The sequence below is a fragment of the Flavobacterium sp. PL02 genome (assembly GCF_035013205.1).
Taxonomy (GTDB): domain Bacteria; phylum Bacteroidota; class Bacteroidia; order Flavobacteriales; family Flavobacteriaceae; genus Flavobacterium.
Genome location: NZ_JAYGJP010000005.1, coordinates 110,995 through 130,055, shown reverse-complemented (window position 1 = coordinate 130,055; position 19,061 = coordinate 110,995). Strand labels below are relative to the sequence as shown.

The 19,061-nt window shown below is 32.4% G+C and carries 19 protein-coding genes; 15 read left to right on the top strand and 4 right to left on the bottom strand.

Annotated elements, in window-relative coordinates; translation table 11 throughout:
* Positions 1 to 662: 662 nt before the first annotated feature.
* Positions 663 to 1,376, bottom strand: coding sequence for a helix-turn-helix transcriptional regulator (locus SHI72_RS15620; protein ID WP_323490606.1), 714 nt, complete (start codon positions 1,374 to 1,376; stop codon positions 663 to 665).
* A 133-nt stretch (positions 1,377 to 1,509) separates the two neighbouring features.
* Between SHI72_RS15620 and SHI72_RS15615 the strand changes: the two genes are divergently transcribed.
* The 9 genes from SHI72_RS15615 to SHI72_RS15575 all read left to right on the top strand — a co-directional run bounded on the left by SHI72_RS15615 (position 1,510) and on the right by SHI72_RS15575 (position 6,215).
* The gene (locus SHI72_RS15615) at positions 1,510 to 1,704 is read left to right on the top strand and encodes a hypothetical protein (RefSeq protein WP_086896328.1); all 195 of its coding nucleotides are present in this window, start codon (positions 1,510 to 1,512) and stop codon (positions 1,702 to 1,704) included.
* A gap of 146 nt (positions 1,705 to 1,850) precedes the next feature.
* Positions 1,851 to 2,153: a hypothetical protein gene (locus SHI72_RS15610; RefSeq protein ID WP_323490605.1), complete on the top strand. Its 303-nt coding sequence runs from the start codon at positions 1,851 to 1,853 to the stop codon at positions 2,151 to 2,153.
* Positions 2,141 to 2,323: a hypothetical protein gene (locus SHI72_RS15605; RefSeq protein WP_323490604.1), complete on the top strand. Its 183-nt coding sequence runs from the start codon at positions 2,141 to 2,143 to the stop codon at positions 2,321 to 2,323. The genes SHI72_RS15610 and SHI72_RS15605 overlap by 13 nt, the downstream gene beginning before the upstream one ends.
* A gap of 2 nt (positions 2,324 to 2,325) precedes the next feature.
* On the top strand, positions 2,326 to 2,703 hold the full coding sequence (locus SHI72_RS15600) for a hypothetical protein (protein WP_323490603.1): 378 nt from the start codon (positions 2,326 to 2,328) through the stop codon (positions 2,701 to 2,703).
* Positions 2,704 to 2,834: 131 nt separating this feature from the next.
* Positions 2,835 to 3,050: a hypothetical protein gene (locus tag SHI72_RS15595; protein ID WP_323490602.1), complete on the top strand. Its 216-nt coding sequence runs from the start codon at positions 2,835 to 2,837 to the stop codon at positions 3,048 to 3,050.
* A gap of 22 nt (positions 3,051 to 3,072) precedes the next feature.
* Positions 3,073 to 4,263 (top strand): hypothetical protein, encoded by a 1,191-nt coding sequence (locus SHI72_RS15590; protein WP_323490601.1) that lies wholly within the window; start codon positions 3,073 to 3,075, stop codon positions 4,261 to 4,263.
* A gap of 2 nt (positions 4,264 to 4,265) precedes the next feature.
* On the top strand, positions 4,266 to 4,832 hold the full coding sequence (locus SHI72_RS15585) for a 3'-5' exonuclease (protein WP_323490600.1): 567 nt from the start codon (positions 4,266 to 4,268) through the stop codon (positions 4,830 to 4,832).
* 11 nt (positions 4,833 to 4,843) lie between these two features.
* On the top strand, positions 4,844 to 5,596 hold the full coding sequence (locus tag SHI72_RS15580) for a hypothetical protein (RefSeq protein WP_323490599.1): 753 nt from the start codon (positions 4,844 to 4,846) through the stop codon (positions 5,594 to 5,596).
* Positions 5,517 to 6,215, top strand: coding sequence for a hypothetical protein (locus tag SHI72_RS15575; RefSeq protein ID WP_323490598.1), 699 nt, complete (start codon positions 5,517 to 5,519; stop codon positions 6,213 to 6,215). Before SHI72_RS15580 ends, SHI72_RS15575 begins: the two co-directional genes overlap by 80 nt.
* A gap of 211 nt (positions 6,216 to 6,426) precedes the next feature.
* Here SHI72_RS15575 and SHI72_RS15570 read toward each other — a convergent pair whose 3' ends face one another.
* The 3 genes from SHI72_RS15570 to SHI72_RS15560 are packed head-to-tail and all read right to left on the bottom strand — an operon-like array spanning position 6,427 to position 10,250.
* Positions 6,427 to 6,738 carry a hypothetical protein gene (locus SHI72_RS15570; protein WP_323490597.1) on the bottom strand — a complete coding sequence of 104 codons (312 nt, stop codon included), beginning with the start codon at positions 6,736 to 6,738 and terminating at the stop codon, positions 6,427 to 6,429.
* Between the two features lie 2 nt (positions 6,739 to 6,740).
* Positions 6,741 to 6,962: a hypothetical protein gene (locus SHI72_RS15565; RefSeq protein ID WP_323490596.1), complete on the bottom strand. Its 222-nt coding sequence runs from the start codon at positions 6,960 to 6,962 to the stop codon at positions 6,741 to 6,743.
* A gap of 3 nt (positions 6,963 to 6,965) precedes the next feature.
* Positions 6,966 to 10,250 carry a DEAD/DEAH box helicase gene (locus SHI72_RS15560; protein WP_323490595.1) on the bottom strand — a complete coding sequence of 1,095 codons (3,285 nt, stop codon included), beginning with the start codon at positions 10,248 to 10,250 and terminating at the stop codon, positions 6,966 to 6,968.
* A 577-nt stretch (positions 10,251 to 10,827) separates the two neighbouring features.
* On the opposite strand from SHI72_RS15560, the gene SHI72_RS15555 reads away from it, so the two are divergent.
* From SHI72_RS15555 to SHI72_RS15530, 6 genes are all read left to right on the top strand, one after another.
* The gene (locus SHI72_RS15555; RefSeq protein ID WP_323490594.1) at positions 10,828 to 12,081 is read left to right on the top strand and encodes a hypothetical protein; all 1,254 of its coding nucleotides are present in this window, start codon (positions 10,828 to 10,830) and stop codon (positions 12,079 to 12,081) included.
* Positions 12,038 to 12,325 carry a T9SS type A sorting domain-containing protein gene (locus tag SHI72_RS15550; protein WP_323490593.1) on the top strand — a complete coding sequence of 96 codons (288 nt, stop codon included), beginning with the start codon at positions 12,038 to 12,040 and terminating at the stop codon, positions 12,323 to 12,325. The genes SHI72_RS15555 and SHI72_RS15550 overlap by 44 nt, the downstream gene beginning before the upstream one ends.
* Positions 12,326 to 13,220: 895 nt before the next feature.
* A complete protein-coding gene (locus SHI72_RS15545; protein WP_323490592.1) occupies positions 13,221 to 14,591 on the top strand; it encodes a heme-binding protein in 1,371 nt (456 codons plus the stop codon).
* 79 nt (positions 14,592 to 14,670) lie between these two features.
* Positions 14,671 to 16,389: an alpha-keto acid decarboxylase family protein gene (locus tag SHI72_RS15540; RefSeq protein WP_323490591.1), complete on the top strand. Its 1,719-nt coding sequence runs from the start codon at positions 14,671 to 14,673 to the stop codon at positions 16,387 to 16,389.
* 46 nt (positions 16,390 to 16,435) lie between these two features.
* Positions 16,436 to 18,421, top strand: a complete 1,986-nt coding sequence (locus tag SHI72_RS15535) for an FAD-dependent oxidoreductase (RefSeq protein WP_323490590.1) — start codon at positions 16,436 to 16,438, stop codon at positions 18,419 to 18,421.
* Between the two features lie 178 nt (positions 18,422 to 18,599).
* A complete protein-coding gene (locus SHI72_RS15530) occupies positions 18,600 to 18,881 on the top strand; it encodes a hypothetical protein (RefSeq protein ID WP_323490589.1) in 282 nt (93 codons plus the stop codon).
* Positions 18,882 to 19,061 lie beyond the last annotated feature (180 nt).

The following is a 19,061-nucleotide window of genomic DNA, read 5'->3' as shown; positions in this document are numbered from 1 at the left end:
AACAAAAGTATTATGCAAGTAATTTGAAATAAATAATTTCATTTTACTTTCATACAAAACAAAACATACTGTAAATTATAGGCTTAAGAATTAAATCCTTATAAAACATCAAAAAATAGAAAGATGTATAATCAGCATAATAAAGAGCACCACGCACCTTAAATAAGCAGAAACAATACAAGTTTTTATTTATAAAGAACAGAACACAGCAACAAACATTTAAAAATCAACCAATTAGACACAATTCAGCAATTATAAAAGATGTTATTAAACGTCTTGAGTTTGATAATTTTCAGCAAAAAACTGCGCAAACTAGCAATTAAAACCTCATAAAAGCATTCAAGAAAACACTGTTTTGAATACCCAAATGCAGACCCAGCCTAAAAATCAGAAGAATTAAATCAAAATCAAATCTGACTTTATTCCATAAAAAAAAGCCGTAAATAAACTCGCATGAGCTTTATTTACGGCTTTTATACCTTTTTAAATCTATATATCTTTAAGCGGAACAAACTGCCATTTAAGAACCAATCTCAGCAATTAATAAGGAAGTTTTGCTTTTTACTCAAAAAATAACTTTACCCTTATAACTAACTCATTTTAAAGACTTTTATACTTTTTTTTTATTTTAATAAATTTGAAATATTGTTTTATTGGGGATATTAAAAAGTTCTTTTTATTACTTTAAAAATTTGCTTAACATCGTTTAATTCAATAGTAAAATCTTGATATTCTGGACTTTGATTCCTAGAATGACACGTTATTGTACCATTTTCTAAATCCTGAGCAATAATATCTTTACACACTATTGTATCCTTATGCACGATTATCCAGCCATATTGAGAACCTCTAAATCCGTCTTTCCAATGCTGACGATTTAATTCTCTGCAAAGCGTAATAGAACCTTCCGGATTATCATACAATCCTCCGTTATCCATACTATCCCCTTTTATTTCAAAAGCTACATAATTACCTCTTGCAAATTGATCTACGTAAAAATTTACATCATTAAATCCATCTACAAAATCACCTTCACAACATTCGCTTATATAAGTAGCATAAGCCTTTACAGGTACAAGTGGCACAGTCATAATAAATTTTCCGTTCTCTAATTCTTTAAATTTATTACCATTTTTATTTTCCAAATATTCCTCTTCTTCAACTACTACTTCCTGTTCGCTTTCAGGTAAGAAGTAATTTCCTGGAACATTAAAATAATCCGCAAGTATTTTACGGTTTTTAATATTTGGCTTAGAATCCTTATTTATGATTCTACTTAAAGTCGATTGCGAAATACCCGTATTCTCAGAGAGCTCATAAGGCGTTATACCTTTATTTCTGATAAGGGTTTTTAATCTAGACCCAACTGTATCCATTTTGTGTTTTATTTATAATCATTACAAATAAAAGTAAATCACATTAATTTTATTCAAATTACTTGCGTTATACTTTCATTTTACTTTATATTTGCACTATACAAAAATAACTAATCAAAAGTAGGCAATTAAAATGGAACTAACAAAAACCGCAAAAGAAAAACTAGGAACTGATGAAGTCAAGATGCAAATAGCATTAGCGTTAGGCAAGTCATATTTAACCATGAGAAGATGGATAAACACAAACCACGACAACCTGACCAAAACCAAATCTATCGAAGCAATTACAAAATTTACAGGACTTAAAGAGAATGAAATTTTCGAATAATAAAAACCCACACCAAAACACAAACACCTATTAAACAAGACACTAAAGCTTAAAATTAGGCAAATAAAAAAACCGCTCACGGGAATGAACGGTTTTTAATCCAGATTTTAATAACGCCCAGACTAGGGGCATTAATACTAAATAGAATGGCAAAGTTAGAAGAAATTTCAGAAGAAATACAACGTATTAAAAAAAACATTTCGACTTATGAAAAATTAAGAAATACTTGCTTAAAGCTTTCAGTTTACTATTATCGAGAAGGAAATACGGTAATGAATGACTGCATGAAACTACGATTGTCCAAAATAAAATCAAGGTTATACAATTTGCACAGTGAGTTGATTCCGATAGAAAAAGAAAGACTACAACTTCTTAATCAGCAACCTAAAATTATAATTCGTGAAACTATCACTTTAAAAATCAAAAATTACGAATCATGGATGCATTAACAGCCAAAGAAAAAAACGTCCTGGCTACTGCATTAAGAATACTTTTTGATAAAGAAGAAAGTAATTACGAAACCTGCTCCACAATCTCAGATTTAGCAATTAAGCTACAAACAAAGAATGCAGAAGAGATAAAGAACGACTTACTATTTGTAACCCAAAACCCTTTTTGATCATGAATATAGATGCTCAGATACGTACAGTTTTCGACACCAGTAAAAAAATGGCCAAAAACAAACCCGATTATCTATTTATATCATTTTCAAAAAAAGACGAAGAAATAAACGGTACTATTTTCAAGGTTTATAACAATGACAAAGTACCACTTTACAGTCTTGCGGTTTCAAATAAAAAAGCACTTATCGACTTCTTAAAAGAATTTTTATCATCCGAAAAGATTTCGTTTAGGTTTGAAACTACGACCGATACTTCAATTCTGGATATAGAAATAGAAATCAGGCGATTATTCTTTCTAGACTGGTTAATAAAAACAAAGAATATATACCGAAATCATCCCTCACACCTACAAATAGCATTAAACAAGATTAAATAATTATGAAACAATTAGAGCAAGAAAAACCAAACAGAACTTTCCATTTTTACATTATAAGCATATTAATTGCTTTTTGGATTGGGCTAGGAATAGGCGCGCTAATCGTCTTTTTAATTTAAGAAACAATAACAATGGCAATCGAAAAAAACCAAACATATAAAACAGCAACAGGATCATTACTAAAAGTCAAAACCGTCAGAAGGTCAGGCATGCATACTTTAGAATTGGTCGACGAAAAAGGAAATCCTTTTCCGGAAAGAAGAAACACTGCTGGTCACGTAATCAAGAAATCCGAAAGAATATGCTCTGAAGAAACAATTAAAAGCTATAAAAAAGTAAATAACTAACCCATAACAACTAAAAATCACTATGACAAATTTAAACTCTCCAGTTGCAACCGAAAAAGAAATAGTAAACAACACAATCGACTTTACACGCCCGTTAAACGAATATCCAACAGCTCAATTTATAGCCGAATTTATTCAATCGGAAGTAAAACCAAAACACATTTATACTGAAACATTAAATGCCAATGGATTAGTTATTCAGGACGGAAAAGAAAAATTCCTAAACAACGATGCTTTAAGTTCATCTATGCTAAAAGCAGCTTTAAAAACTCCATTGCATTTTGAGTTTGCTAAAAGCGAAGATAAAGAAGAACTCAAAAAACTACAGGAAACTGCCGACCACTTTAATTTAAGTACCTTTTTGCATCAGGCAATTCTGGAACCAACCAAATTTAGCCGAGTTATAATCGAACCAAATATTCCGCTTAACACAAATGAAGGCGTTACAAAAGCGGTTGAATATTGGGAACAGTTAATAACCGAAAGAGGATATGGTATAATCGAGATGCAGGAAACACCATTTGATATCGTTCTGGAACATTGCCACAAAACTGTTGTCGAAACATTGGGATTGAGCTTAGATAAAATTGATGGAAAACGCGCTTACATCAAAACTTTAAAAAACTGCTCGGATGTTGAACCTGTTTCTGAAGAAAATATGGTTAAAATCAAAATTCTAAAAAAACATTACGAACAATACGGCAACGGAATTCTAAGAAGACTCATTCTCCACTCCAAAAGAGAAGCTTCGGTATATTATACCGACACAAAAACAGGATTAAAACTAAAAGTAAGACCCGATGCGATCCAATTTAAAGAAAACATTGGCGTAGATGCTATCATATCGGTAAAAAGCTCAGGAATCGAAGATCTGCAAGCATTTTATTATCAAGCTGCAAGATTGCATTATGATTTATCCGAAGGAATGTGTCAGGAAGTAGTTTCTGAGGTTACCGGGCGTGATTTTAATACCACCATTATGGTAATGCTACAAACAGTTGCACCATTTGCAATTGCAATTTTGGTTTGGTCCGCCGAAGATATCGAAACAGGAAAATACAAATATCATCTTGCCTTAAATAATGCCAAAGGAATAATCGAAAACCAATTGGTAAAAGGATATGACGTTTTTTCGCACGAAAACAACTTTGGATTAATCCAAATGTCTTTGCCTACTTGGAACCAAAACCAATTCTTAACTAGAAACATATAACTTTGAAACAATTATTTATAGATGTCGAAACAACGGGATTAAATCATTGGCAGCACGCCATACATCAAATTTCCGGAGCGATATACATTGATAACGTATTAACCGAGACATTCGATTATAAAGTAAAACCGCATGAGACTAGCAAAGTCGATCAAGCCGCTTTAGATATGGGAGGTTTAAAACTTGAAACCATCTATTCTTATCCTGACCAAACAATTGTATATCCCGAGCTAATAGCCTTGCTAAAAAAGAATTGCAGTAAAAAAGACCCTAAAGACAACTATTTCTTTTGTGCCTACAATGCGCATTTCGACAATGCGTTTCTCAAAGCATTTTTTAAACAATGCAACGATACGAGTTTCGATTCTTGGTTTTGGTCCAATATCATCGATGTGATGGTATTGGCTGCAGAATATCTGAAGGATGTTAGGCACGAAATGCCAAATTTTAAACTTAAAACTGTTGCCAATAAATTAGGAATTACTGTCGACGAAAAAAAACTACACGACAGTCTATACGATATCCAATTGACCAAAAAAGTTTATGATATAATAACCAAAACAAAGTAAACAATAACCAAATGACCTTAGCAACCCAACCCTATTTCCCTCTATATATCGATGACTGGATGAACAACTCCCAATTAAAAATATGTTCACCAGCTGCACATGGAATCTTAATTTCCATATTATGTCTTTTGCATAAAGAAAATAATTGTGGAACACTTATGCTTAAGCAAAAGTTCAAACAAAGCGAAAATCAAACTACAAATTTTGCTTTGCAAATTGCAAAACTAACCACTTTTGATTTGCATGAAATAGAAACCCCTTTAATAGAGTTGGTTGCTGAGGGCATTTTAATTATCCAAGACAATTACCTGATTTACGAACCTATGTTTCGGGAAGAACATATCCAGAAAAAAGAAGCTAAAAAAGAGCTTGTAATTGCAACTAAAAAAGAAATTACGGTTAAAGAACCTGAGAAAATTGATTTCGATAAAATAGTTTCGATTTTCAATTCTGTTTGCAACAAATTGCCAGCTGTTCAGAAACTAACGATTCAGCGAAAATCTGCCATAAAAAATAGAATCACAGAATCGGGATTGTCAGGATTAGGCGATGCCTTCCAGAAAGTGGCACAAAGCCGATTTTTAAACGGTGAAAATGACCGTGGTTGGACTGCAGATTTTGACTGGATATTAAAACCCGCAAACTTTATTAAAATTATCGAAGGCAAGTATAAAAATACCGAAAATGGAAATAACAAATCAAGCGAACAAATCTTTACAGCTGCCATGGACAGCGAGGTTGGAAGAGACTTTAAATTTAAGTAAATCAATAATTTCGGGCAATGCACAAATGGCACTTGTCGAGATGAACCTCTCGATAGATCAAACTTTTTCTAAACCCAATATAAGAACGGTTTTTAAAAACGAAAACGGAACAATTGGTTTCAGCGTTGTAAATGTTCTCGTAAACCGATTCATAAACTCCTTTGGTTTTAGCACCAAACTATCCAATGACCAAATCGAGATTTTAACCGTAGATACGCTGGAAAATTTTAAATACGAAAGCCTGGAAGATATCATCGTCTTTTTTAAAATGGCACGCACCGGGAAATTTGGCAGCACCAAGAAAGGAGTCGATTCTAATTTAATCTACGGAGAGTGGTATCCTGCCTATTTAGAACTAAAAGCCGATATAAGAGAACAGAACTACACCAAAGAAAAAAACGTCTTAAACAGCAACAAAATAACTCTTGAAGATGTAAAAAAAACCTATTCAAAACATCAGCAAAAAAACTTCGAGAAAAGAGTTACTGCTTTTGTAGAAAAAATAACCAAAAACATCGACCGCCAAATGCTAGAAGATTTAATCACCGATTGGGAAAAAGACCCCGCCAGAAAACCATATCTGAATATCCTGAAGAAGAAAAGAATTACGATTAAGTAACTACAAAACAAAATCTAAAATTGTGAGATATAATAAAATTAAGGAGCTATTTCCTGCTGCCCGCTATATCTTTTATGCCAAACCCTGGCATAAAAGGATGTCGCTCCCATCAGGGCTAGGGATCTGGTTTTTATGATGAGGTTTTGTTTTTACATTGATTTAATCCAACCTAAATGATTGTTTTCTCTAATACTAACCTTGATTATAAAACTCATTTAATATTAAATTCAAGCGTCGTATTAGGATATTTTTTTGAGTTGATTATTTCAATATACATTTTTTTGGGTCTTTTGGGTAATGGTCCAATTATCACTTCATCAATGTTTCTATCTCTAGAAATATCTAAAGTTCTATGTCCTGCAAATTTTTCAGTTTCTATGATTGTATCTCCATCTATTGAAACGAAACCCCAACGATTTTTATATTTACCATAAAGAAAAAAATTATTATTACTTAACAAACCTTTTACTGAAAAAGCTTCCGACTCTGTTAGTTTTGCTAAAAGAATATTTTCAATATTCATCTTTACAAAATATGCATCTTCTTTTTATACTCTACACCGTCTCTCCAATTTTTGGGATAATAAAAACAACAATATTCTAATTTTTCTTTTTGAGAACGATCTAAATCGCTAAAACATAAAATTTCTGCATTTTTGATTACATCATTAAGTTCAATTTTTTCTTTTTCTGATTTTGTGCAACTAATGAATAGAATAACTAGTATGATATTAACTTTTACTTTCATAATCTACTCGCTAACTATGATTTTCAAATTAATACCTGCTACTTCTTTTAAATAATTTTCAGTAACTCCCAATAAAGTCAATATACTTTCTGATGTTTTTTTCTTAGATAGAGATGGTTGGACAATAAAAATTTCAAAATTCATAGGCTTGCTGTTTTTTGCAATTGTAAGTAATCGCTCTAACTCTAGTTTTGTTCCCTTTTCAAGTCGGCTTCTTTCGTTTGCACCGCGAACTTTAGTTTCTCTTCTTAAGAGATGCTCAAAAAATTCTTTTCCTTTTTTATGTTTCCAATGAATAGATTTTTGTGCTTGACCACAAACTTCATAAAAATTATCGACACGGGTATTAACATTACCATCTTTTGCAAATTTCAAATGATAAAATTGAATATTAATTTGATCCTGGTGTTCTTTAACAGTGATAATATCTGCAATTTCTCCTGAATAATCATCGTCGTAAATAATATCAAAATCAAGTTTCTTTAATTCCATAATTACTTTGTATTGAATTGAATCCAAAACTAAAGGATAAACGTGTTGTGATTCTTTAGACAAATCAACTCCATCCCATTTCCAACCAATTAAGTTACTAGCAGGGTATGGATTTATTAATTGTTTTAAAACAATATAATAATTTCCTTGTAGTGCAGAACCATCAGCAAACCATACAGTAGGAATATTATTTTTAAAATATTCTAATATATCATACTCTCTAGTACCAATTTTAATTATGACCTTATTCCTACTCAGTTTCTTAATTCTAAAATCAGAAAAATTTGGTTCTCTACTTGAATTTATAAATAACTCTTTTTGGAAATTAATTGCACTAAAGGGTGTCACAATTTCAAAAAAGATCTCTCTATTATTTGATGGATTAACAATATTCAAAGAGCAATTAGCTAAATTGAATTCACAACTATCAACAATGATTGAAATTTTTGATTCTGAATAATCATAAACATGCTCATCCCAATCAATGTGAGTTGGATGAATATCAGGTATTTCAGCTATGATTTCGGGTATTAATGTTTCTCTTAAAATTTGATTTGGGTCAATATTTTCATCAATGAGTTTATTACCTATTTTACTACACCAATTTATAAACTCTTTTAAATCTCCTTTTAAATAACTCCATATTCTGCCTTTATATGAACATCCTAGTGTTATTTTATTTCCTTCTTCGTATCCAGAGCCAAAAACAAAAGCTTTTTGACCACCTTGCTGTTCCGAAATTGACAAAGCTTCTTCTATATCTGTACCAACACGCATTGTAAATCTTATTTTTCTATTTAAAAATTCTTTTAAACCTACATTTTGCAGAGATACTCTTTTAATATCATAAAATGTTCTAAAAACATTCAATTGATGTATTAATACAGCATTTCCCTCTAAAACAGAGTTTGCTAATTTTTCATATAAACTTGATTTATCCGAACTGTGCACAAAAAGTAAATTAGTTTCTGAATCATAATACAAAACAGTAAGTTTCCAATCTAATCCATAAACTTCTTTGTAATTAACCCATTCTAATTCGCTTTTATTTGCTGTAATTATTACAACAGTTTTAGATTCAGGATTATAATCCGAAAACTTATATTCTAAATCTTCATAATTTTGTATACCATTTATAAACTTCTTTAAATCATAAGTGTCTTCTATCTCTAATTCTTCATTTGAGCTGTCAAAATTATTTTTAAAAACAACTGCACTCATTGCAAAACGAATATTCTGAAATGGAATTTTTGAATTTGCCATATGTTGAAATCCGTTTATAAAATCATCAAAATTAATTCCATCAGCAATTTCATCAGAACTTAATTTTGATAGCAGTAAATTCCAATCTGAATCTTGCGCATATAATTCACTTAATTCTTCTGATACTGTGGCATCAGCTAAGTTTGCTATAAAAGTAGCATCTCCTAGATTTGTACCTGAAGTTCTAGTAAAACGTCCAGCAAATTGTAAAGTAATAGGAAGACTTTTTCTAATATCATGAAAGGCTGCAATTTTTAGTTGTGGTAAATCAAAGCCCTCTCCAAGCATGTTTACAGCAACAATAATTTTATGTTCGCCTTGTATTATCCTATTAATAATTTCTTTTTTTCCATTAACTCCAGAATATACAACAACGGGATTTAAATCTGTATATGTTTTATAAATTTCAAAAATTTCTTCTGCTCTCCGTTTTGTCTCACATCTTGCCATTAAAATGTGATCAAAGTCATTTGCAATATCAGCTTGTAATTGCTCTACAGCTTTTTCTGCTATTAATATATCAGCTTTTTTAAAATCATATTCTCTAATAGGCAAGAACTTTATTGGCTTGAAATAACCTTGCTCTTGTGCTTTTTTCAAAGAAAAATTAAATATAACTTTGCCCTCTAATCTTTTACGATCATTCCTAAATGGTGTTGCTGTAAACTGAAGTATTTTATTATTTGAAAATGATTTTCTTACTCTATTCCAAGATTCAGCCTCAATGTGATGAGCTTCATCAATGAACAAATGCGAAAATAAACTCGAATATTCTTCCAATATTAGATTTGAATTCCTTGTTAATAGCCCCATAGTTGTCACAACAACATTACATTCATGTAGAAATTCTTTAATTTCTTCTATACTACTAAAATTCTCATTAATAATACCAACTTTAGGATATTTTGAATTTGCACCAACAACACCAAATTGTTTTAATAATCCTAAAGAATAAAATTTCTTATATATCTGATTTCTCAAAGCTTCAGATGGTACGGTTATTAGAACCTTTTGACATTTGTTAGCAATTAGTGTAGCCAACATTGTTTCTGTTTTTCCTGTTCCTGTAGGCATCACAACGGTGCCAATTTCATCTGATATTTTCAAATGACTTAAAATTGCATATAACGCTGCAATTTGAGGCTCACGTAATCCTAATTGATTTTCGCTTAGATTTTCTTCAATGAAATTAAAATCATTATTCCATGAATATATTGTCTCATCAGTAGTAAAATTTAGCAACATTGGATGCTTTAGCCATTTTGTTAATGTTACCTCATTTGACAATAAACTTTCTTCTGTAACTTTTTGTTTTGAAAAAATTACATATTCAAATTCATCAGGAATAATATTCTTATTTGAACTTAAGCAATATTTTACTCCATTTTTTTCAATTATTGAATATCCTCTGTGAATCGAAATAAAATTAAAACTATCCTCATAAGACGGAATCAATAATTGTTTTACATAATTTTTACTTCCTGTTTTGCTCCAGCATAAATTTTCTAACACGGGAATCTGAATCTTTATCATATTAAAATAATTTTAAATTATAAATACAAGAAATATCTTTTGATAAATATGAATAAATTTCTTAAATCAAATATTAACTTTATAACTAGTGTTATTTTACGGAAAACCTTTTTTCATAAATATTAAATCAATATTTCTCAAAAATATCAATTAAACCATCTAAACTACTAGGTATTTATACCCTTTGTTTAAGACAAAAACTCTCTCTCTTGTAAATATTACAGTCTCATAAAAATCTTTGTTATATTCTCTAAGCATATAACCCTTCTTCACATCTATTCATTATTATCACAGATTAAAAATCTATGCTATCATCTTCCTTTTTTAACACTACAGAAAACAAAGTCAAAACCAACCCTCAAATCAAAACACAAACCCACCTATAACATTTTCATATTTTTCTCTGAAATCAATTACAAAAAAAACTAATTTTACTCATACGCATTGATAACCAATTAAATACACACATGAAACGCAACGTAATTTTGATTTTTTATCCTGATAAATAAACGTTTTGTTATTTAGAAATACTTGCCCCAACATCTAAAAAACAATAATTTAACTGAACTTAATTACTATGAAAAAAATTACTCTAATTCTCGTTCTAGCAATTTGTTTTACCCCAACCTACTCCCAATCCAACGCTACTATCGACATCTTATTTAGAAATAGCTATAAGGTTTTTGAACTTCAGAGACTTCCTAACGGAATGTACCGAGATTCAAAACTATTTAACGGAAATGATTACCACCCAATATCATCTGCAAATACAGGTATGGGATTGGTCGCTATATGTATTGCCGATGCCATGGGATGGATTACTAACGGTCAAGATTTGGCTTTGGCTACGCTTAAAACTGCAACTGGACATACTCAGGGTTTTACGCCCGATAGAACATCTAATGGCTATTACAGACATTTTATGGATATTGATACAGGGCAGCAAGCTTGGGGTTCGGAATACAGTACTATCGATACAGATATTCTAGTATCGGGAGCATTGTTTGCGATGAAATATTTTAAAAATGATGAAATCACAAAGTATACCTTAGAAATGTGGAATTCTATAGTATTTGAAGCTGCCATTTCTGATCCTATTGGAGGCGGTATTTATTTATCAATGAATGCAAATGGAACAGGTATTCCTGGTTCCGCAGGCCCTTATAACGAATATATGATTGCAGCTTGGTTGGCAAAAAATGCTTCACAATCTCCTAATGACCCCGGAAATGCATTATGGAATAATCATTATATTTCACCAACCCTATTGCCTAAAGTAAATTATAATTCTATTCCTGTTTTATCAGACAATGATACGCGCTTTATGCCTTCATTTACACATCAATTTAATTATTATCTATGTAATTATTTTACGACTTCTAATGATTATATGGTGTATTTTAAAAATGCTCAACAAGCCGATTTAGGATGGTGGAATAATCAGGGAGGAAATTCCTATCAATGGGGATGCGGTGCAGGTTCTGCAATCTCTTCCTCCTATCACGCAGATGCCATAAACGATAATCATGATCAGATAGTATCTCCACATATCATTGCGGGATTTATTCCTGTAAACCCAAATAGCAAAAATGATTTAATTGCTTTATGGGATAACAACAAAGGCAAGTATCTTTTACCGAATTCAACCGATCCAATTCTATGGAGACATAGTGTAAGCAATACAACTTGGGTACCTAATGAAATTATTGGTGTCGATTTTTCTACTATGCTTTTTGGGATTGCTACTTTACCAGAATATTTAGGAGCTAGTTTTTTCTCTACCAATAATGCCTTTTTTCCCTTTACCAACACCATCTCTAAGCGTATCTGACTTCAATTCTAATACTATAAAACTTTATCCAAATCCGTTTGTAAATACCTTTAAATTAGAATTAGAAGAAATGAACGAGAATGTTTCAATAAACATAAATGATTTAACAGGAAAATCAGTTTACAATAAAACTTTTTCGGAATTAAAAGATCTTGATATTCAGCTAAACATGAGTAGTGGTTTATACGTTATCGATGTAAAACAAAATGGAGAATCGAGAAAGTTTAAAATACTCAAAAAATAATATTGAATTATATATTTCGTAAAGTTCAACTTTTGCACCTGATCCTTTTTTGCTCTTAGTCATAAAAACAAGAAAAATCATAAAAATAAAAAACCCCGAAACTTTCGTTTTGGGGTTTAACTTTTATGGAGAAAAACTCTAAAGTCTTTACTCTTAATCCTAGAAAAAATAAGGATTACAAAATATAATTTAAACGAAGATTGCACCATTTTCAGCTTCGTAAATCATCATGGGATAAAAAATTGTTTAGCAATTTCTGATACAAGAATCAACTCCCCCTATCCAATCACTGCTAAACCTAAAACTACATTTTATTATTTAAAACTTCGAAACTATTCTACTTCTCATTAATGGCATATCCTAAATATACATTTAAGGTTTCAATAATAAATTAATACACAATAAATACATTTCAAAAAGAAACAGGTAATTATACTTATTGGAATGTGCAGCATTTCTTCTAATTTTAAATACACTATAAACAACTCAAATACAGTATTTTAAAATCCGAAATCATCTATTTTAAGCAGAGACGGTAAAAATAATTCTAAAGGTAGACTAAGTAAAATTTATGTTCTAAAATTTAAAAAGTAATCTCCTGCTGTTATTTCGGTTTCCCATGGATAAAAATTCGGCATTCATACCATTTTTTTCTTTTAAACTACTGTGTACTAGTAACTTTATTATAAAATAAACCCCAACTGGATTTATTTTCAAAATATGTTTTTTTAATTAATACTTCATAAGTATCAGCCTCACTGTTTTCTCGTAGCTATAAAGTTATGCGTGTTATACTATATCAATAAGAAATAAAAAGTGGAATTCAGAAACCACTTTAATAAACGAGGCGTAACCTGAAAAGCCATATGAGTAGGGAACAAAAAAATAAAAAAAAATGGAAAATTCAATCGACTTAGAACAAAAAACATGCCCTTATCAAGCTCAAAATGCTCTACAAGCTCAACAAGCAAGTACAGTAGCGTTAATTCCAGACATTACAACGCCACTTGTATCAACAACTAATCAGCCACCAGTTGTGGGGCCTATTAATCTCGGGCTTTTAAATAATCTTATTGGTACCTGGAACAGCCCTACCGGAGATGCTGCAACGGGCTATAATGTTATGCCTTTGCCACAGACAGATGCTCCAAATGGATACATTACTAAAAACTTCCCTTATTTTGAAGAAATTACATTTACGCCTATAGCAGGTGGAGCACCAAATCGCGCGGGAAATTTTACACAAACAAGTGGAGTGTTGTTTTATGAACAACGAGTATACATTGCAAACAATGCTCAGCCAACTGGAAGCCAGCCAATTGAAAACACTTTAATTCATGCCGAAAATGGCACTTGGTTATATCATTTTATACGACAACAAATGGAAGGTCCTTATGGTCCTGGCAATGTTCAAAACCCTTCAATTCCTGCACAAGATCCAAAAGTTCAGTACAACAAACAAATTTCGGTACCTCATGGAGTTTCCGTTTTAATGGTAGGAGGTCCAGTTGTTACCGGAACAGGAAATCCGACTTTCCCAACCGCAAATAGAACTCAATTACCGTTTACAGATCCTAATATTATTGACCCATCAACCTATTTAACGAACCAATTAAAATCATTGAACGACAAAGGCATCACAGTTGTTAGCTATTCTAGCATTAATGTTAGCTCAAATGAAATATTAGGAGGCGGAATAAATAATATCCATTTTGAGGCTTCTTTTGGGAAAGTAGTTTCAATGGATACTACCTGGTATATTGAAACGTTGAGTAACGGAACTGTTCAATTACAATACATTCAAAATATTATTTTACAGTTTGAGATTAATGGTTATCCAAAACAGTTTTCACATATTGATGCTAACACTTTACAACTTGTGGAAACGTATGTACAGGTCGATGCAAAATTACCATGGCAAAATACAGGAATTACTGTACAACCGGGGAAACCAATAAGTATAAATTACGATTCAGGCCTATGGACTGCTGATCCTGCTACAAACAATGGTAATTTATATGACGCAAATGGATATTCAGGCTATAAGATAGATCTACCCTTCTATCCACTTCAAGGTGTAAATATGGGATCGCTTATAGGTCAAGTTGGTACAAATCCTCCATTCTTGATAGGAAACGGCCCTGTTACAACTCCTGCAGGACAAACTGGACTATTAAGTTTATGTATTGACGATGATTTAAATGCTAAAGGCGGAGCTGGATTAGCCGATAACGTTGGTAGTTTACAGGTACGCATAAAAGTTTAAAATACTAAAAAAGGCACTTTAAAATGAAGTATTTATAACCCAAAGATAAATACGTCTCCAAATCTACAATATCAGAAAAATGAAACCTACAAAAGAATTTACAGTGGCAGATTATCTGCTCACGCGTCTCAAGCAATTAAATGTTACCGAAGTTTTCCAAATCCCAGGCGATTATGTAAAACACTTTACGCAGGCCTTAGAAGACTTTGAAGGCATTAAAACCATTGGAGCTTCAAACGAATTGGATGCTTCTTATGCAGCAGATGCTTATGCTCGTACCCGAGGTTTAGCCGCAGTTTCCTTACAATATGGAGTAAGTACTTATAGTGCATTAAACGCTATTGCCGGAGCTTATGTAGAGCGTAGCCCAGTTATTGTAATTAGTGCTACTCCCGGAGCAGATGCCCGGCAAATAGGCAGTATGTACAACGTACTTTATCATCATTCTACAGGTAATCTCAATGCCGATCAGGAAATTTACGAAAGAGTAACTGTTGCAGCCGAGACTCTGAGCAGTTCTGTAAATGCTCCCGAAAGAATCGATAAATTAATCATTGCAGCACTTACACACCAGCGACCAGTGTACATAGCATGTTTTAAAGAAGTTTGGGGCGAACCTTGCCCCAAACCTTCGAACAAAAAACTAACACCGCTGATAATAAAAAGTGAAGTAGCAGCACTTAACAATGCTGTTTCTCAAGCTTGGAGTCAAATTAGTCAAGCAAAATCTCCTCTTATTCTTGCAGGTGTAGAAATCTTACGACACGATTTATCAAATCAATTAGAAGAACTTATTAAAGAAAGTGGCATGTTGTACACTACAACTTCACTAGGAAAAACAGTTCTGGATGAGAAAGGAGATAAATTTATAGGAACATATTCTGATCAAGCTTCAATACCCGAAGTTATCAAACTGGTTGAAGCTTCTGATTGTATTCTATCGCTAGGAACTATCATTACCGATGATTATTTATGGTTGGTCGAAAATAAATTTTCGGATATGATTCAGGCAACCACTCAAGAAATGAGAGTTGGTTATTTTACGTATAATAATGTAACCCTAAAAGACTTTATCGAAGCATTAATAGAACGTTTTAAAAAAGCCGCAACATATCCTTTAAAAACTGTGGCGCCAGCTCAACCAAAATTCCCAGAACCCTGGATATCCAATTCAGATCCTAAATATGATAAAACACCCGAAGTAATAACGTTTAACCGTTTTTTTGAACATACTGTTTCTTTCTTAAAAAAGAACAAAATGCTAGACGATATTGTTATGACTTTTGGTGTAAGTACCTCTATGTATGTGGCAACTAATATCTACGGATTATCTAAGAATGCATATATTTCTTCGGCTGCTTGGCAATGTATTGGTTTTGAAACCGGTGCTGCATCTGGTGCGCAACTTGGGAGTGGTAAACAAGCCTGGACTGTAGCTGGCGATGGTGGTTTTATGACGGTAGCACAATCACTTTCGACTCTTGTAAAATACAATATCAACTCAATACTCTTTGTAATGAGTAACGGAGTATATGCCATAGAGCAAGTATATGTAAATATAGATGCATTTAAAGCAGGACCATCTCATAAGTTTGATGCATTTGATATTCTTCCAAAATGGGATTATCAGGCACTAGCCAAAGCATTTGGTGCAAACAGCTACCGAGTCGAAACAGTTACTGAGCTAAACGAAGTACTACTTAATCTCAAAAAGAAAACCCACCTCCCAACCTTAGTCGAAATTGTAATTCCTCAAAAAGATCTGGCGCAGCAAATGGCAAGATTGGGTAATGAATAAAAGCAATCACAAAACAATCGAATAAAAATTTTAAAAACATATAATCATGAGTACAAAAACATATTCAATTTTTGGAGCTGGTGCAGCTGGACTCTATACCGCTTGGAGATTACTTGACGGAACTTCCAAAAACAAAAAAAACGAAAAATTACTTGTCAAAGGGGATATATTAGAACTCTATGACTGGGGGAAATATGATTTTTCTAAAAAAAATCCTGGAACCAGAGAACCAGGTGCACGTGTTTGTACATGGCACTATAAAGACAATAAAGATAATTCGTACCTAGAATTGGGTGGTATGAGATATTTGTATTGGGACGGAACCCCTAAGGGACCAGGGCATCGTTTAGTAACTAAAGCCATAGAAAAACTGGATTTAAAGAAAGATTCAATTCCTTTTAATGAATCTGCAGACCCACTAATGTCTTTGCGTTCTAAAAACATGTATATATCAGATGTTACTTCTAACCAGCCAGCTCCGTATGCCGCAAACAATTACGGCGAAGATGCTCCACCAGATGATGGATTTACTGTCATACAATCTGTAGCTATTACTCAAGATTCCGGACCAGTTACCCGAAGAGAGTGGTGCAAATTTTATGAAGATGGAAAAATTAATATTGAAATGCCTGAAAGTTCTATCTTCAAAAAAGGCGATTTGCTAAAAGAAATTGGGTACTGGAATCTCGGTTATGATATGCTTGGACAAGAAGGATTCAGCTATTTATCTGATGGTAATGGCTATAGTTCAAACGTAGTAAACAGCAATAGTGCACAGTCCTTTAATGTCAATGACGAGTTTACTCCAGGAACAGAATACAAAACTTTAATAAAAGGATATTCGAGCTTATTTGATTCCTTATTTGAAGAAGTCGAAAAACTAGCAAAACAAAAAGGGATTACTCTAAATTATTATCCAAATACACGATTGCGTTCTATTTTACATACCAAGTCAGGAATACATTTTACAACAGCAAAACGTGAATCTCCTGATAAACTTGCAGAAAGTAAAAAATGTGATGCTGCATTTCTTGCAATGCCAAGAGCTGCCATAGAATTAGTAGCTGAAGCAACTAGATATTCCGACACAGAAGGTATGGATGTATTAAATCACGAAAAAGTTCAGTTGTATTTAGAATCTGTAATCATGGAACCTTCATACAAAATAGGTATGTTTTTCAAGACTCCATGGTGGAGAGAAACACCAGACGGAGGTCCAACTTATCCTGCCAAACTAACAAGTTACTTTCTGACACTGGAGGGAATAGCTAAATTAAAAAAAGAGAATTTCCCTGCTGAATATCTAAATAAAATAAATAATCCAGCTATTATAGGTATTCCGTTTAACGATAAAGCCAGTTTTATTGCTGCTGTAGAAAATGCAATTCAAGAGCATTTAACTTTTAAACAAGAAAGTCAAATTTTAACTGTAGCCGAATTAGATACCATTGGGCCTAGTATTACAGATATGCCTATCCGACAAGTAGTTTATTTTGGGGATAATGCCAGAAATGAAAAAGGAGATAAAGTATATGGTATTCTTGCCAGTTATGATGATATCCAGTATTCAACATTCTGGAAAGCTTTAGAACTCGGTCCAAAAGCAACACGTAAAATTCCTGAATCCAGAGATTGCCAACCACTCGAAGGACCGAGAAAGGCCACACCTGTAATGGTAAAAATGCTTCGCTCACAATTGGCGGCATTACATTTTGGACCACAGACAGATTATTCAGCTGTACCAGAACCTTTAGAAACTAAGTATATGGACTGGTCGCTCCCTCCTTTTAATGCGGGTTACCATGCCTATAAATCACATTATAATTTAGGTGATGTGCAAAGAAAAATTAGAAAACCATCACAACTTGTTCCAAAAACAGATTGCGATATTTTTATAGTTGGTGAAACGTACTCAAATGATCAGGCTTGGGTAGAAGGTGCTTTTTGTACAGCCGAATCTGTTCTTAATGATTTTTTCGGCATTGAACCAATTATAGATGAAAAATACTATCCATTTATTTCTCCAGAGTAATACTCTAAAAACTGTAACTATGTAAGAAAGCCCAAAAACTTTTTACACTAACAAATGAGGTGACAAAAGAGAATCTCTAAGAGGTAATACAACACCAGATCTAATGGGTTGGAAAAGATCGTTCTTTTCCAACCCATTAAATATAGTTACTATGAATAATTTTTTATAGTCTCAGAAAATGGACAAAAAAGTCAAAACACCATTACAAGATTTCCAACAATGGATGCAACAACTTCTGCCTGATCCATACCAACAAACAGGAATCAAGCCTAGTAGTTTACTTTCTAAAGCATCAAATAAATCATGTCTGACAAGACAAAGAGCAGAAATAAGAAAAGCCATAAAAGCAAAAAACCCGAAACTTTCGTTTGGGGTTTTAAATACTGGCGGAGAAAGAGGTTCCGATGCCTTTATTTTAATCCCAGTAAATACAAGTGTTTCGATATATTATTTAAGCTAGGGTCACCTATAGGGTCACTTAACTTTCAGCGTATTAAATCATTACAATGTAAAGATAATGAATATCTGTTTAAACTTGTAATTTTGGGCACTGGTTTTATTTTTTATATAGTATATTTATATGAAAAATTCAGTTGTATTAGTTCTTCCCTTATTCGGAGTCGATTGTATTTCTATCGAA